Consider the following 15,388-nt stretch of genomic DNA (forward strand, 5'->3'; position numbering starts at 1 on the left):
CTCGGATAAAATCTGGGCTTAGGATGAAAGCCGCAATTATCCGCTATTTTTCCCGCGGCGGCTGCACCGGAGACGTGACGGGAACCAATCCGTGCGTCACTGAGAGCGCCCCCTCTCATCATCAATAATGATCTTCGAACGCTCCCTCCAGCGCGAACTCGCGTATACGGCTGGTGCCGTGTTCATGGTTCTCCTCACGCTCGTGCTGACGACGATGATGATCCGCATCGTCGGCTTCGCGGCTTCGGGCGAGATCGACCCGCGCGACGTGCTGGTCCTGATCGGCCTGACCGTGATCGGCTACCTGGCCATCATGCTCGTCGCGACCCTGTTCGTGTCGATTCTGTTCGTCCTGACCCGCTGGTACAAAGACTCCGAGATGGTCGTCTGGCTCGCCTCGGGTGTCAGTTTGACCCGCTTCATCAAGCCAATCGGTATTTTCGCCACGCCGATCATCATTCTCATCATGTTCTTCGTGTTCGTCGGCTGGCCGTGGTCGAACCAGCAGAGCAAGCTGATCCGCGCGCGCTTCCAGCAGCGCGACGAAGTCTCGCTGCTCGCCCCGGGTCAATTCCGCGAGTCGGCGACCAGCCACCGCGTGTTCTTCATCGAGAAGATGTCGCCCGACCAGGCGCGCGTCGAGAACGTGTTCGTGACCAGCACGGAAAACGGTAAGGTCAACGTGGTCGTGTCGAAAACCGGCCACACCGAAACACACAAGAACGGCGACCGCTTCGTCGTGCTGGAAAACGGCCGCCGTTATGACGGCGAACCGGGGCACCCCGATTTCCGCATCATGGAATTCGAACGCTACGGCGTGAAGATCCAGAGCCAGCCGGTCATCAACACGCCGACTACCACCGGCTTGCCTACGCTCACGTTGCTGCGCAACCCGACCAAGGACAACCTCGCCGAATTCGCGTGGCGCGCGGGCCTGCCGCTGATTGCGATCAACCTGATGCTGCTGGCGATTCCGCTCGCGCACCAGAACCCGCGGCGCAGCCGCACGATCAATCTGGTGATGGCTGTTCTGATTTATCTGACGTATTCGAATCTGTTAAACGTGATCCAGTCGTGGATCGAGCAAGGCAAGATGTCGTTCGGAGTTGGACTGGTGGGCCTGCATATCATCGTGGCGGCGGTCGTCGCATTCATCTTCTGGCTGCGCGTGCGCAACCGGCCGCTATTCACGCGGGCGATGTTCGGCCGTGCGAAGGGGGCCTGACCGATGCGGATCTATGAAAGGTACTTCGCGCGTCAGATCTACCTCACGTTCGTCTTTATTCTGTTCGCGTTTTCAGGTCTGTTCTTCTTCTTCGACCTGATCAACGAACTGAACTCCGTCGGCCACGGCAATTACAAATTCCAGTACGCGGTGCTGCGGGTCGCTTTGCAAACGCCGTCGCGCTTTTACGAAATCATTCCTGTCGCCGCGTTGATTAGCGCGATCTACGTGTTCGCGCAAATGGCGGCGAACTCCGAGTACACGATTTTCCGCGTGTCGGGCCTCGCCACCAATCAGGCGCTGCGCTCGCTCATGAAGATCGGCATTCCGCTGGTGTTCCTGACTTACATCATCGGCGAAGTGGTCGGTCCGTACACGGATCAGTTGTCGGAACGCGTGCGGCTCGAAGCACTGGGGTCGTCGGTATCGACCAACTTCGAGTCGGGTGTGTGGGTGAAGGACACGCTTACCGCGCGCGCGGACGGCGAGCAGGTCACGCGTTTCGTGAACGTCGGCGAATTGAAGCCAGACGCTACGATCAGCAACGTGCGGATTTACGAATTCGATTCGAAGTTCCGCCTCTCGAATGTGCGGATTGCGAAGAGCGGCAGGTATCAGCCGCCGGGGCATTGGCAACTGACCGACGTGACCGATACGCAATTGATCGACGTCCCCCCTCCTCCGGGCACGCCGACCGACGCCTTGAATCCGGTGTACCGCGCGACGCAGGTGGCGTTGCCCGAGTATTCGCTGCGCTCGGAATTGACGCCGCAGATCCTGTCGGTGCTGCTGGTGTCGCCGGATCGGATGTCGATGTTCAACCTGTTCCGCTACATCCAGCATTTGACCGAGAATCATCAGGACACGCAGCGGTATGAAATCGCGCTGTGGCGCAAGCTGCTGTATCCATTCGCGGTGTTCGTGATGCTGGTGTTGTCGCTGCCGTTTGCGTATCTGCATACGCGCGCCGGTGTGGTGGGTGTGAAGGTTTTCGGCGGGATTATGCTGGGGATGAGTTTCCAGCTGTTCAACACGCTGTTCTCGCATATTGGCACGTTGAATACGTGGCCCGCGCCGTTGACTGCGGCTACGCCTGGGCTCGTTTATCTCGTGCTCGGGCTGGTCGGATTGAAGTGGGTTGATCGCCATTAGGAGCCGTTGCCATGGCTACGCATGGGTTGGTGCTGTTCGGGCACGGCGCGAGAGACGTGCGATGGCGCGAGCCGTTTGAGAGGCTTGCCGATAAGTTGCGGGCTGCCCGTGGTTCTGATGCTGGCACTGGGTCGGTTTTGCTGGCTTTTCTTGAGTTGATGGAGCCGGATCTACCTACCGCTGTGGGCGCTCTTGTCTCCGACGGGTGTTCTGTTGTGACTGTTGTGCCTGTTTTTTTTGGGCAAGGCGGGCATGTTCGGAAGGATCTGCCGGATGTGATCGAGCGATGTCGTGGGTTGTATCCGGGTGTGGAGATCAAGTGCGCTACCGCAGCTGGTGAGGATGAAGCTGTGCTGGATGCAGTGGCGGAGTATTGCCTTCGGCAAGTTTGATTTTGGTGTTTGTCTTTTCTTGTTTTCTTGCTGTGCAACTGCGGTGGTGGGCTTTTCCTGATCTGGATTCTTTGGCCTTTTCTTGATTTTGTTTGTCTGCTCGGTGCGTTTTGTCTGTACGCCTGCGGCGTTGGGCCTTTCTTGACCTGGCTGCTTTGGCCTTTCCTTGAACTGGCTGCTTTGGCCTTTCCTTGAATTCTTAGTGGTTTATTAGCGTCGCCCCTGTGCGGGGCAGGCACCTACTTTTCTTTGCCTGCTGCAAAGAAAAGCAACCGTATTGGAAGTCAAGCGACAGGCTGTTTCCGGGTGCTGGATTCTCAGTGCGGTTCGCCAGTCTGGTACAGGCGAGCGTAGCCCACGCGAATGATCGCGTTCATGCACAGCATCCAGGCAAAGCTATACCGCCGGTTAATTCGTCGATGCGTTCCAGGGTGTTGAGTTATGGACCATGGCGTTAAGCGTAACGATGAGCTTGCGAATGCATGCGGTCATGGCCACCTTGAACGGTTTGCCAGCTTTGCGCAGACGGTCGTAGAAGGCTCTGATCACCGGATTGAAGCGCAACGCAGGTATGCAGGCCATGTAAAGAGCGCGACGCACGATGGCGCGACCGCCCTGAATGCGACGCTTGCCGATGTGCTTGCCGCTGTCGCAATTGAACGGCGCGACACCGGTGAGTGCGGCAATTTCGCGGCGGTTCAGCGAGCCGAGCTGGGGCATGAATGCAATCAGCGTGGCCGCGGCACCGGGGCCGATCCCGGGCACGGAGCGCAGCAGATCCTCCTTCTGACGCCAGGCGGGCGAAGAGCGCATGAACGAATCAATGTCCTTATCAGCGACGGTGAGCTGCTGTTTGAGCCATTTGATATGGTCATTCAGGCTTTCCTTAGCTGCGGCGTGGGCGCGCTCCAGGCGGGCTTTTTCCGCCACCAGCATGTCGATAAGCTGGGCACGGCGCAGCAGCAGGGCCTGCAACTGCTCGGTCTGCACATCGTTGAGCGGGCGCACGACAGGTTTGATGACGGCGCCGAAATGGGCAATGGCGAAGGCATCGATACGGTCGGTCTTGGCGCGTCGCCCCGTAGCGCGCGCGAAGTCACGCACCTGTCGGGGATTGACTGCGACAGCGGGCAGACCGGCTTCACAGAGTGCCCTGAGCACGGCGAGTTCGAGCTTGCCGGTGGCCTCCATGACGATCAGTGTGGGGCTCAGCGCAATCAGACGCTGGACCAGCTGGTCGATGGCGGCGGTTTCATTGTCGACACTGAAATGTTCGGTAGTGTCGTGGATGGCAACGTCGAGGGTGCTACCACTGACGTCGATGCCGATATAAACGGAAGAGGAAGTCTGGTTCATCACGGTACCCATACTTGCAGGAAAATACGAGCTCGAGGCTCAGTCAACTGTTCGGGTTACGAGGATAAAAAGGACAGTCGCTCAGGCTTTTCTGCGGGCTCGAGACACTGTAGGCAGACGAGCTGACTGTCCGTGTGGCGACAACTGATCGGGTCGACGCCACAGGAGGGAATATACAAGTAGGCAAAAGAAAGCAGCTCAAACCGCTAGCTCTTAAGCGGGTCCCCTGGCTTGGAGGGGATAGTGGTACATCTGGAATCTGTGCTCCCGCGCACTCCGCGTTAGTGACAAGGCCGTCATACTTCCGGCGGCGCTACGCGCGCCGTAACGGTACTTCTCAATACCGATGGTAAATATATGTGCGCGCCCGGCATCACACTTCCCGGTCCGTACTTCGTGCATCGCCACGAGTCTACCAGGGAAACCGCCGTTCGGTTGAGCAGTGAGCGCCATCAGCTTCGCCTCGACGAATGCGAACGACCCCAGACATAGCTAGCGGCTGGACGCTGAAAGCGGCAAGCGGCAAGCGGCAAGCGGCAAGCGGCAAGCGGCAAGCGGCAAGCGGCAAGCGGCAAGCGGTTTTGAAGTGTCGCATGCATTCAGTACGACAGACGGCATTGTGAATTACTGCTGCGTGCGAAAACGGCTGGTGGCAGACGAAATACGGCTGGGAGCTGAAAACGGCAAGTCGGTTTTTGAGGTGCCACGCGCATTCAACACAACAGGCGCTAATGTGAATTACCGCTGCATACGAAACGGCTAGCGGTTTAACGAAGTACCGCGTCGGCGCGCGCAGCGCCGCCGGAAGTATGACGGCCTTGTCACCGAGGCGGAGTGTGCGAGAGCACAGATTCCAGATGCTCCACTACCGCAACTGTGCGGGGGACCCGCTTAAGAACTAGCGGTTTGAGCTGCTTTCTTTTGCCTACTTTTCTTTGCAGCAGGCAAAGAAAAGTAGGTGCCTGCCCCGCACAGGGGCGACGCTAATAGACCAATAACAATTCAAGGAAAGGCCAACGCCGTAGGCAAACAACAAACACCACGAACACAAACAAAATCAAGAAAAGCCTAACGCCGCAGGCGAACAGCAAAAAACAAAAAAACTAAGCCGCGACTAAAAACCCTTCCGCGGAGCGGCCAACCTGCTGCCGAGCAGCAAACGCCTCCCCTATCATCAAGAGACTCGGTTGCGAAGCATCAACCCACCTCTGCGCCTCGCCAGCAGCGAGTTCTTCAAGCGTGAGGGTGAGCATCCGCTCACGTTCCGTACTGCACGCCTCAACAATTGCCACAGGCGTCGACACAGCACGCCCCGCGTCAATCAACTGTTGGGCAATCTCCACCCCACTATCGCGACCCATATAAAACACGAGCGAATCCGCACTCACCTGCTCGCGAATCTCGTCAGACCCCGGAGCGCGACTAAACGTAGCCAGCGCAACACTACGAGAAACGCCGCGCAGCGTAAGAGACCGCTTCAACGAAGCCGCGCTAGCCAGCGCCGCTGTAATCCCAGGTACAACCTCGTACTCGATGCCTGCGGCTTCCAGCGCCCGCATCTCCTCATCGGCACGCCCAAACAACATCGGATCGCCGCCCTTCAGGCGTACCACCACGTCATGCTCAAGCGCAGCGTCCACAATCTGCTTGTTGATGAACTGCTGCGCCGTCGACAGCTGCCCACAGCGCTTACCCACCGCAATTCGCCGCGCGTGCGCAGGCGCGTGGTCGAGCATTGCCGGCTCGACAAGCGCGTCATGCAACACAACATCAGCCGTGCCCAGCAGCCGCGCACCGCGTACCGTGATGAGGTCCGCAGCACCCGGGCCTGCGCCGATCAGATAAACCTTACCCATTTGCATCAACCTGTTCGTTAGGGCGCCTGCTGTACGCGGCCGAGTCTCAACCGCTTAAGCCGAAAACGCCCGAATCATCCCAGCCGCAACGGTGTGATGCGTCGCTTCGTCAATCAGCACGAATGCACCCGTGCCCTGATGAGAGTCGTACACGTCGCACACCAGCGGTTTTTGCAACGTCAGTGCAACGCGGCCGATGTCGTTCATCGTCAGTTCCTTGCGATCGGTCGCCTGCGACAGCGTATGCACGTCGAGCACCTCCCTGATCGAACCGATCCGCGCGAACACCGTGTTGGTAGTCTGCTTCAACAGATACTTGCGTTGCGTCGAGAGCGGCGCGTCGTCGAACCAGCAGAGGTCGGCTTCCAGCTTCTTCGCCGGTTCCGGTGCTTCTTCGCGCAGCAAGAAGGTATCGCCACGCGACACGTCGACGTCTTCCGCCAGACGGATCGTCACGGTTTGACCGGCAAACGCGCGATCCACTGCCGCCGTACCGCCCGTTACCGGAGCGATGATCTCGGCAACCGTCGCTTCGCGGTTCGCCGGCAGCACAACGATCGTGTCCCCCACTCTCACTTCACCCGCTTCAACACGGCCCATGTAGCCGCGGAAATCGTCAGCCTGGCTGCCGTCCTGACGCGCCACCCATTGCACCGGGAAGCGCAGCGCCTGACCCGTCGGAATATCGACCGGCAATGCTTCGAGCAAGTCGAGCAGCGGTTCGCCTGCGTACCACGGCATCCGCTCGCTAGCCGTCACAATGTTGTCGCCCTTCAGCGCCGACACCGGCACGAAGCGCACATCGTTCAGACCCAGTTGGCGCGCGAGTTCGACATACGCATCGCGAATCTCGTTGAAACGCGTTTCGCTGTAGTCGACGAGGTCCATCTTGTTGATCGCGACAATCGCGTGCTGCAAGCCGAGCAGCTTCACGATCGCGCTATGACGCTTGGTTTGCGGCAGCAATTGCGCCACACCGTCGACAAACGTCACACGGGTCGCGTCGACCAGAATGATCGCTGCGTGCGCGGTCGATGCGCCCGTCACCATGTTGCGCGTGTACTGCTCGTGGCCCGGCGTATCGGCGATGATGAACTTGCGCTTGGCGGTGGCGAAGTAGCGGTACGCGACGTCGATCGTGATGCCCTGCTCGCGTTCGGCTTCGAGGCCGTCGGTCAGCAGCGACAGATCGATTTCGTCGCCAACGGTACGCTTATTCTTCGCGCGCGACAGTGCAGAGAGCTGGTCGCTCAACACAGCCTTGCTGTCGTACAGCAGACGGCCGATCAACGTGCTCTTGCCGTCGTCGACGCTGCCCGCCGTGATGAATCGCAGCACGCCGAGGTCTTCTGGTTGATGAATCTTCATGATGTTCCTTGTCCCTCTGTCGAGCGGAGTTAGCGCTTTAGCGCTTACTCCGGCCCCATGCAATGTTTGCTGTCGACCGGAGTAAGTGCTTCAGCACTTACTCCAGTCCAACGCTTAGAAATAACCTTGCTTCTTACGCTGTTCCATCGCGGCTTCGGAGACCTGATCGTCCATACGCGTCGCGCCGCGTTCCGTGATTTCGGTCACGGCCGTTTCAGCGATGATCTTCTCGAGATTGTCGGCATCGCTTTCCACCGGGCACGTGCAGCTGATATCGCCCACGGTACGGAAACGCACGAGCGCGGTTTCACTGGTCTCGCCTTCACGCATCGGCGTAAGCGGCGTGACCGGTACGAGCAGGCCGTTGCGGCGCACGATCTCGCGTTCATGCGCGTAGTAGATCGACGGCAGTTCAAGCTGTTCGCGAGCGATGTATTGCCACACATCGAGTTCGGTCCAGTTCGAAATCGGGAACACGCGCAGGTGTTCGCCGTTATGCAAACGCGCGTTGTACAGGCTCCACAGTTCCGGGCGCTGCGCCTTCGGATCCCATTGGCCGAACTCGTCGCGGAACGAGAAGATCCGTTCTTTTGCACGGGCCTTTTCTTCGTCGCGGCGCGCGCCGCCGATCAGCGCGGTGTACTCATGTTCCGCGATCGTTTCGAGCAGCGTCACGGCTTGGGCGGCGTTGCGCGAATCCAATTCGCGGCGCAGACGCACCGTGCCGCGTTTGATTGAATCTTCGACGTGACCCACCACCAGTTCGGCGCCGATCTCTTTCGCACGGCGGTCACGGAAGTCGATCACTTCATCGTAGTTGTGACCGGTGTCGATATGTACGAGCGGGAACGGCAGCACGGTCTTGCGATTCGCGCCAATACCGAAGGCCTTCAGTGCGAGGTGCAGCACCACAACCGAATCCTTGCCGCCCGAAAACAGCAGCGCGGGCTTGCTGCATTCGGCAACCAGTTCGCGCAGGATGTGAATCGATTCGGCTTCGAGCCAATCGAGGTGATCCATCCGGTTTGCCGTATTGGTAAGCGGTGCATTCACAGTGGAATCGAGCGTGGTGCTCATGTTTGGGTCCTTCGTTGATTCGCCTGACAAGCGGTTGCTCGCCCAGGCGGAACTATTCAAATCGGTATGTGTGGCGTTCAGGCTAAAAACCAAGGCCTGAACCGCCTGAATGCTCTATGCCGAAGCGTTTTCGCTGCGGCTGACGGAGATCGGCGTAATCGTCGTGATATGCAGCCCGCATTCCTTCGTATCGCGCGACTCCCACCACCAGCGCCCTGCCCGGCTGTCTTCACCGGGACGGATCGCGCGGGTACAAGGCTCGCAACCGATGCTCGGGTAACCGCGCGCATGCAGCGGATTGACCGGCACGTCGAACGCTTTCAGATAGTCCCACACCTCGGCTTCGGTCCAGTCCGTCAGCGGGTTGAACTTGGCGATGTTGCGCGCGGCGTCGTGCTCTTCCGCATGCAGTTCGGCACGTGTGACCGACTGCTCGCGGCGTTGACCCGTCACCCATGCGCTGACATCCGACAGCGCGCGGTTCAGCGGTTCGACCTTACGGATTTCGCAGCAACGCTTGCGCAGATCGACACTTTCGTAAAACGCGTTCAGACCATGCGAACCGACATACTCTTCAACCGCGGCAGCTTGCGGATGAAACTGCTCGATATCATACCCGTAGCGCTCTTTCACGCGATCGAGCATGCCGAGGGTTTCCGCATGCAGGCGGCCCGTGTTCAGCGAGAAGATGCCGATCTTCACACCACGCGAGAGAATCGCGTGCGTGAGCAGCATGTCTTCCGCTGCAAGGCTGCTGGCGAGCTTCACGTTCGCGTGACGCGCGGCGATCGAGTCAAGCAGCGCATCGAGGCGCTCGACCTTCGCAGCGAGTTCCGGCGTGAGCGATTGGACGTCGCTCATGCCGATGCCTTTGCCAGTTCGCCTGCTTCGCGGCGGCGGAACAGCGGCGATGAGTTCACCGCGCCCTGATAGTTGAAGCTGAATTCGTCGAACGCCTTCAGTGCGTCGTCGAAGTCTTTGTCCGAACGCAATGCGTAAGCGTCGAAGCCGCAGCGGAACATGAACGTCAACTGGTCGCGCAGCACGTCGCCGATCGCACGCAGTTCGCCCTTGTAGCCATAACGCTCGCGCAACAGGCGGCCGATGCTATAGCCACGGCCGTCGCGGAACACCGGGAAATCCACGCCGATCAGCGCGATCGTGTCGAAGTCGGCGACGATATCCGCCGGTTCGCTATCCGGCGCGAGCCACACGCCGATTTCAGCGGCGCCGCGCGAGGCGATCAGCGCATCACGGGAAGCCTGCCACAGCGCAAGCGGCACCAGCACTTTGCCGGCCGGCAATGCATCGACTGCGGGCAGCGTGCCGTCTTCTGCGGCGCGCACCACCGTCCAGTCATCGTTGACGATCGCGCGGTTCTTGATGATAGAAGTCATCTGTTCAGTATCCTTTTCGCGGTTACGCGTGAGCCGGTTGACGCGAGGCGTACACACGTTCCTTGAACGGGGCCATGCCGATGCGGTTGTACGTTTCGATGAAGCGTTCGCCTTCGTGGCGATTCTCCACGAACGTGTCGATCACTTTGCTCATCACGTCCGGCATTTCTTCCGCCGAGAACGACGGGCCAATCACGCGGCCGAGATGCGCGCCCGTGGCGCCCGTACCCTGCTCGCCGCCGAGCGTCACCTGATACCACTCCGAGCCGTCCTTATCGACGCCCAGAATGCCGATGTTGCCAACGTGATGGTGACCACACGCATTGATACAACCCGAGATGTTCAGCGACACATCGCCGAGGTCGTACACGTAGTCGAGATCGTTGAAACGTTCCTGGATCGCCAGCGCGATCGGAATCGACTTCGCATTCGCGAGCGAGCAGAAATCGCCACCCGGGCACGCGATGATGTCGGTCAGCAAGCCGATGTTCGGTGTTGCGAAACCCTGCGCCTTGGCCTTTTCCCACAGCGCGAACAGATCGCGCTTCTTCACGTTTGCGAGAATCAGGTTCTGTTCGTGCGACACGCGGATTTCGCCGAGCGAGTATTCATCGGCCCAGTCGGCGACCGCTTCCATCTGCGCGTCGGTTGCATCGCCCGGGGCGATCGTCGTCGGTTTCAGCGACAACGTGACCGACGAATAACCTTCTACCTTGTGCGGGCGCACGTTACGTTCGACCCAGCGCGCAAATGGGCGGCTTTCCAGCAAATGCTTTTCGAACGATGCGTCCGTGTCGGCCAGCTTCTCATACACCGGCGGCTGGAAGTACTGCGACACACGATCCACTTCCGCTTGTGTCAGCGTCGCAGGACCGTCCTTCAGGTGTTGCCATTCTTCTTCGACCTGCGCCGAGAATTTCTCCGGGCTCAGCGCCTTCACGAGAATCTTGATACGCGCCTTGTAGATGTTGTCGCGGCGGCCATAGCGGTTGTACACGCGCAGCACGGCTTCGCAGTAGGTCAACAGGTGTTGCCACGGCAGATCTTTACGGATGATCGCACCGATGATCGGCGTACGGCCCATGCCGCCGCCGGCCAGAATGTCGGCCACCAGCTCGCCCTGCTCGTTCTTCTTCAGATACACGCCCATGTCGTGGATCTGCACGGCAGCGCGGTCTTCCTTCGAACCCGACACGGCGATCTTGAACTTACGCGGCAGCCACGCAAATTCCGGGTGGAACGTCGACCATTGACGCAGAATTTCTGCCCACGGACGCGGATCGACCATTTCATCCGGCGCTACGCCAGCGAACTGGTCGGCCGTGATGTTACGGATACAGTTGCCCGAGGTCTGAATGCCGTGCATCTGCACCGCAGCAAGCTTGCGCAGGATTTCCGGCGTTTCTTCAAGCTTGATCCAGTTGTACTGGATGTTCGAGCGCGTCGAAAAGTGGCCGTAGCCGCGGTCGTGCTCGCGCGCGATCTGAGCCAGCACGCGCATCTGGTCGCTGCGCAGGTTGCCGTACGGAATCGCGATGCGGTGCATGTACGCGTGGCGCTGCATGTACAGGCCGTTCTGCAGGCGCAGCGGACGGAACTCCTCTTCGCTCAATTCGCCCGACAAGCGCCGGCGAACCTGATCGGCGTATTGCGCGACCCGCTCATCGACGATGGTCTGGTCGTACTGATCGTATTGGTACATTCGGGGACCCCAATTTTTTGCGTGACACACGACGGTCCGGGGGCCGGCCACCCGGTTCCGCCACGCCCTGAATACAGGTGTTTGTCAGTCAAGGAGAGTCAGGGTTTAGACCTATCTCTCATTTGCTTATGACAAATACAGATATCCATATTGAAAAAGATGGACAGATCGTAATAAACTCGCCTTATATTTCAAACGACTAAAAAATTCTTTTGATATGCGGAGAGGTTATATATGAACCTGCATCAATTCCGCTTCGTCCGCGAGGCTGTGCGGCAGAATTTCAACCTGACCGAAGCGGCCAAAGCCCTGTTTACGAGCCAGCCGGGCGTCTCCAAGGCGATCATCGAGCTGGAAGACGAGTTGGGCGTCGAAATCTTCACCCGGCACGGCAAGCGCGTGCGGGGAATGACTGAGCCGGGGCGCATCATTCTTCAGTCAGTTGAGAAAATTCTGCAGGAAGTCGAGAGCCTCAAGCGGGTCGGTAAAGATTACGCAGCCCAGGATCAAGGCAATCTGGTAATCGCCGCCACCCACACCCAGGCACGCTACTCACTTCCGGCCGCCATCGCCGAATTCAAGAAGCGCTTCCCGAAAGTTCACCTTTCAATTCTGCAAGGCAGCCCGACCCAGGTCGCCGAGATGGTGATCCACGACCAGGCCGACCTCTGCATCGCCACCGAAGCGATCGCTAACTATAAGGAACTGGTCTCGCTGCCCTGTTTCCAGTGGCACCACGTCGCCGTAATGCAACCGGATCATCCGCTGCTCGACCGCAAACTTTTGTCGTTGGATGATCTGACCCAATACCCGCTGATTACGTACGACAACGCGTTCGCCGGCCGCACCAAGATCAACGAGGCGTTCCGCTTGCGCGGGCTGCATCCGGACATCGTGCTGGAGGCGATCGACGCCGACGTGATCAAGACCTATGTGGAACTAGGTCTGGGCGTCGGCATCATGGCGGATATTGCGTTCAACGCCGAGCGCGACCGCCATTTGCGCGCGATGCCGGTCGGCCACCTGTTCGGCAGCAATGTGACCCGGGTCGCGTTGAAACAGGGCGCCTATCTGCGCAGCTATGTGTATACGCTCGTCGAACTGCTGTCGCCAAGCATGAATCGCAAGCTGATCGAACAGGCGCTCAAAGGCGAACACGAAACCTACGAACTTTGACATCACCACGCTTCCCGCTACGGAGACCCCTCGATGAAGTCGTATAAGAAAAAGATCAGCGGCCTGGCCGCTCTCGGCGCGCTCTTGCTCGCCACTACAGCACAGGCCGACATCAAGGTCGGCATCGATCTGTCGAGCACCGGCCCCGCGGCCGTGATCGGCATCACGAGCAAGAACGCGATGCTGATGTGGCCGGCCACGATCGCCGGCCAGAAAGCCGACTACATCTTCCTCGACGACGCTTCAGATCCGGGCAACGCGGTGCGCAACATCCGCAAGCTGATCAATGAAGACCACGTCGACGTGATCGTCGGCCCGAATATCACGCCGGCCGCGATGGCCGCGCTCGATCCGGTTGCCGAAAGCCAGACGCCGATGATCACGCTGATCGGATCGGCAAGCGTGGTCGAACCGCAGGAAGGCAAGAAGGTCTGGGCCTACAAGATGGCGCAGACCGACAGCGCGATGGCCGATGTGATGACCCGCTACATGTCGAACCACAACGTGAAGACGGTGGGCTTTATCGGTTTCGCGGACGGCTACGGCGAAAGCTGGCTCAACGAATTCAGCAAATTCGCGGCTTTGCGGCATATTCAGTTGGTGGCCACCGAGCGCTATAACCGCACCGACGCCAGCGTCACCGGCCAGATCCTCAAGCTGATGGCCGCCAGGCCCGACGCGATTCTGATCGCCGGGGCCGGCACGCCGACCGTGCTGCCGCAGCGCACGCTGATCGAACGCGGCTTCAAAGGCCCGATCTATCAGACGCACGGCATCGCGACGCCCGAGTTCATCAAGCTGGGCGGCAAAGATGTGGAAGGCACACTGTTCCCGACCCAGCCGGTCGTGGTGGCGCGCACGCTACCGGCCGATCATCCGGCGAAGAAGGCGGCGCTCGCGTTCACCAACGAATACGAAGCGAAGTACGGCCCGGGCAGTGTGACGCAATTTGCGGGCGATGCGGCAGGCGTGTATCCGCGTTTGCAGGACGCGGTGGCGCGGGCATTGAAGACGGCGCAGCCGGGCACACCCGCTTTCCGCGTTGCGCTGCGCGACGAACTGGAGCACGCGCATGAACTGGTCGTGCCGAACGGCGTGGTCAATACGAGCCCGAAGGACCACGTCGGTCTGGATCAGCGCGCCAGCGTGATGGGCATCATCAGGAACGGCAAATTCGTTTACCTGAGTCAGTGAGCGGGTGGTGCGCGGCGGGTTCCATCCCGGTTCAGCGACGCGCATCTTACTGCCCACAGCCACCATCAGTCTGTCTGAATTTGTCACTTTTGAGTCAATACGCACGCCTGCTGCCCGAGCACACCGTTCGGGCGGCACGCACCCTGCAAGCTGCGTGTAACATGCTGACGGCCAGCTTGCAGTGAACGCGAGTTCTGGCTAATTTGCCGATTCCGTGCGAGCGCGGAGCGCCTTGAGACTACAAGGCCACCGCCGCCTCTCGCCAGTTCGTGAAGTCCGTCAGACCACGCATGCTAAAAACCAGAAAACGCATCATCATCGCCACCGCCGTGGTTATCGTGATCCTCGCCATCGCGATTGCCCAGGCCATCAGGAAGCGCAGCACCCCCGCTGCAGCCACCGACACCGTCTCTTCCGTTGTCGAATTCGCACCTGACGACCTCACCACCGTCAGCCGCCGCACGCTCTCCGAAACGCTGCCGCTGACCGGTTCGCTGCGCGCCGTCACGCAAGCCGCGGTCAAATCGAAAGTCGCCGGCTCGGCGCTCGATGTCATGGTGCGCGAAGGCGATCCGGTCAAGACCGGCCAGGTCCTCGCGAAGATCGACGCCCGCGACTATGTCGCCCGCGCCGAACAGACGCGCGGCCAGATGGCCGCCATGGCCGGCCAGCTCGACATCGCGAAACAGACGCTCGATAACAACCGCGTACTGGTCGAAAAGGGCTTCATTTCGAAGAACGCTTTCGACACCGCACAAAGCCAGTATCAAATCGCCCGGGCGAATCTCGATGCGGCCAGGGCAGCGCTGGCGTCGTCGAATCTGTCTTTGGACGATACCGTCGTGCGCTCGCCGCTCGATGGACAGATCGCCTCGCGCTCGGTCGAACCGGGCGAGAAAGTCGCGGTCGATACCAAACTGTTCGACGTGGTCGATCTGCGCACGCTCGAACTGGAGGCACCCGTGCCGGTCGGCGAGATCGGCCGTGTGCGGATCGGTCAGCCGATCCAGATCGCTTTCGACGGTATCGACACCCCCCTCCAGGGCGCGATCACGCGCATCAACCCGGCGGCGCAAGCCGGCTCGCGTTCGATCATGGTGTGCGTGCAGGTCGCCAACCCGTCGGGCACGCTGCGGGTCGGCATGTTCGGCACCGGCACGATCTCGGTCGGCAACCGGCAAAACGTGCTGGTCGTCCCCGCCACCGCCATACGCACGGACGGCACACGCCGCAGTGTCTATGCGCTCGCCGGCGGCAAGCTGGTTGAGCAGCCGGTGCAGACCGGCGCGACGGGCGAAGCCGATGGCGACACATGGACCGAGATCGTCGGCGGCCCGTTGGCGCCCGGCCAGCAGATCGTGAAGAACAATCTCGGCTCATTGCGGATCGGCAGCACCGTGCATGTGGTGCAGCCCGCCCAACGAGAGCAGGTTGCCCCGCAAGCGGCCAGCGTGCCGGGCGCAAGCAGCGCACGCTGACCGGAGCCCGCACTT

At 60.1% G+C, this 15,388-nt stretch carries 13 protein-coding genes; 6 read left to right on the forward strand and 7 right to left on the reverse strand.

Features of this window, described 5'->3' with window-relative positions; genetic code table 11:
* Positions 1-127 precede the first annotated feature (127 nt).
* Genes lptF through ACUN0E_RS37510 form a run of 3 tightly spaced genes read left to right on the forward strand, consistent with a single transcriptional unit; the run spans position 128 to position 2,769 of the window.
* Positions 128-1,225 (forward strand): LPS export ABC transporter permease LptF, encoded by a 1,098-nt coding sequence (lptF, locus tag ACUN0E_RS37500; protein ID WP_445569772.1) that lies wholly within the window; start codon positions 128-130, stop codon positions 1,223-1,225.
* A gap of 3 nt (positions 1,226-1,228) precedes the next feature.
* Positions 1,229-2,377, forward strand: coding sequence for an LPS export ABC transporter permease LptG (gene lptG / locus ACUN0E_RS37505; RefSeq protein ID WP_408237436.1), 1,149 nt, complete (start codon positions 1,229-1,231; stop codon positions 2,375-2,377).
* 11 nt (positions 2,378-2,388) lie between these two features.
* Positions 2,389-2,769, forward strand: coding sequence for a sirohydrochlorin chelatase (locus ACUN0E_RS37510; RefSeq protein WP_445569773.1), 381 nt, complete (start codon positions 2,389-2,391; stop codon positions 2,767-2,769).
* Between the two features lie 408 nt (positions 2,770-3,177).
* Here the strand turns inward: ACUN0E_RS37510 and ACUN0E_RS37515 are convergent, their stop codons facing one another.
* The 7 genes from ACUN0E_RS37515 to ACUN0E_RS37545 all read right to left on the reverse strand — a co-directional run bounded on the left by ACUN0E_RS37515 (position 3,178) and on the right by ACUN0E_RS37545 (position 11,525).
* Entirely contained in the window at positions 3,178-4,125 is a 948-nt protein-coding gene (locus tag ACUN0E_RS37515; RefSeq protein ID WP_445568379.1) for an IS110 family transposase, read from the reverse strand.
* Positions 4,126-5,228: 1,103 nt separating this feature from the next.
* On the reverse strand, positions 5,229-5,981 hold the full coding sequence (gene cobA, locus ACUN0E_RS37520) for a uroporphyrinogen-III C-methyltransferase (RefSeq protein WP_445570587.1): 753 nt from the start codon (positions 5,979-5,981) through the stop codon (positions 5,229-5,231).
* A 54-nt stretch (positions 5,982-6,035) separates the two neighbouring features.
* Positions 6,036-7,352, reverse strand: coding sequence for a sulfate adenylyltransferase subunit 1 (locus ACUN0E_RS37525; RefSeq protein WP_445570588.1), 1,317 nt, complete (start codon positions 7,350-7,352; stop codon positions 6,036-6,038).
* A 111-nt stretch (positions 7,353-7,463) separates the two neighbouring features.
* On the reverse strand, positions 7,464-8,426 hold the full coding sequence (gene cysD / locus ACUN0E_RS37530; RefSeq protein ID WP_445569774.1) for a sulfate adenylyltransferase subunit CysD: 963 nt from the start codon (positions 8,424-8,426) through the stop codon (positions 7,464-7,466).
* Between the two features lie 114 nt (positions 8,427-8,540).
* Positions 8,541-9,287: a phosphoadenylyl-sulfate reductase gene (locus ACUN0E_RS37535; RefSeq protein ID WP_445569775.1), complete on the reverse strand. Its 747-nt coding sequence runs from the start codon at positions 9,285-9,287 to the stop codon at positions 8,541-8,543.
* Positions 9,284-9,823: a DUF934 domain-containing protein gene (locus tag ACUN0E_RS37540; RefSeq protein WP_445569776.1), complete on the reverse strand. Its 540-nt coding sequence runs from the start codon at positions 9,821-9,823 to the stop codon at positions 9,284-9,286. Before ACUN0E_RS37540 ends, ACUN0E_RS37535 begins: the two co-directional genes overlap by 4 nt.
* Before the next feature lie 22 nt (positions 9,824-9,845).
* On the reverse strand, positions 9,846-11,525 hold the full coding sequence (locus ACUN0E_RS37545; RefSeq protein ID WP_445569777.1) for a nitrite/sulfite reductase: 1,680 nt from the start codon (positions 11,523-11,525) through the stop codon (positions 9,846-9,848).
* 234 nt (positions 11,526-11,759) lie between these two features.
* Here ACUN0E_RS37545 and ACUN0E_RS37550 point away from each other — a divergent pair, with 234 nt between their 5' ends.
* The 3 genes from ACUN0E_RS37550 to ACUN0E_RS37560 all read left to right on the forward strand — a co-directional run bounded on the left by ACUN0E_RS37550 (position 11,760) and on the right by ACUN0E_RS37560 (position 15,373).
* Positions 11,760-12,701, forward strand: coding sequence for a CysB family HTH-type transcriptional regulator (locus ACUN0E_RS37550; RefSeq protein ID WP_408202288.1), 942 nt, complete (start codon positions 11,760-11,762; stop codon positions 12,699-12,701).
* Between the two features lie 33 nt (positions 12,702-12,734).
* Complete coding sequence (locus ACUN0E_RS37555; protein WP_445569778.1) at positions 12,735-13,895, forward strand: ABC transporter substrate-binding protein; 1,161 nt, start codon at positions 12,735-12,737, stop codon at positions 13,893-13,895.
* Positions 13,896-14,185: 290 nt separating this feature from the next.
* Positions 14,186-15,373 (forward strand): efflux RND transporter periplasmic adaptor subunit, encoded by a 1,188-nt coding sequence (locus ACUN0E_RS37560; RefSeq protein ID WP_445569779.1) that lies wholly within the window; start codon positions 14,186-14,188, stop codon positions 15,371-15,373.
* Positions 15,374-15,388 lie beyond the last annotated feature (15 nt).

The organism is Paraburkholderia sp. D1E, from assembly GCF_052682275.1.

Bases quoted from the DNA above. Each gene is read 5' to 3' on its own strand.
- lptF (WP_445569772.1), top strand. From the start codon at position 128: ATGATCTTCGAACGCTCCCTCCAGCGCGAACTCGCGTATACGGCTGGT.
- lptG (WP_408237436.1), top strand. From the start codon at position 1,229: ATGCGGATCTATGAAAGGTACTTCGCGCGTCAGATCTACCTCACGTTC.
- ACUN0E_RS37510 (WP_445569773.1), top strand. From the start codon at position 2,389: ATGGCTACGCATGGGTTGGTGCTGTTCGGGCACGGCGCGAGAGACGTG.
- ACUN0E_RS37515 (WP_445568379.1), bottom strand. From the start codon at position 4,125: ATGAACCAGACTTCCTCTTCCGTTTATATCGGCATCGACGTCAGTGGT.
- cobA (WP_445570587.1), bottom strand. From the start codon at position 5,981: ATGGGTAAGGTTTATCTGATCGGCGCAGGCCCGGGTGCTGCGGACCTC.
- cysD (WP_445569774.1), bottom strand. From the start codon at position 8,426: ATGAGCACCACGCTCGATTCCACTGTGAATGCACCGCTTACCAATACG.
- ACUN0E_RS37535 (WP_445569775.1), bottom strand. From the start codon at position 9,287: ATGAGCGACGTCCAATCGCTCACGCCGGAACTCGCTGCGAAGGTCGAG.
- ACUN0E_RS37540 (WP_445569776.1), bottom strand. From the start codon at position 9,823: ATGACTTCTATCATCAAGAACCGCGCGATCGTCAACGATGACTGGACG.
- ACUN0E_RS37545 (WP_445569777.1), bottom strand. From the start codon at position 11,525: ATGTACCAATACGATCAGTACGACCAGACCATCGTCGATGAGCGGGTC.
- ACUN0E_RS37550 (WP_408202288.1), top strand. From the start codon at position 11,760: ATGAACCTGCATCAATTCCGCTTCGTCCGCGAGGCTGTGCGGCAGAAT.
- ACUN0E_RS37555 (WP_445569778.1), top strand. From the start codon at position 12,735: ATGAAGTCGTATAAGAAAAAGATCAGCGGCCTGGCCGCTCTCGGCGCG.
- ACUN0E_RS37560 (WP_445569779.1), top strand. From the start codon at position 14,186: ATGCTAAAAACCAGAAAACGCATCATCATCGCCACCGCCGTGGTTATC.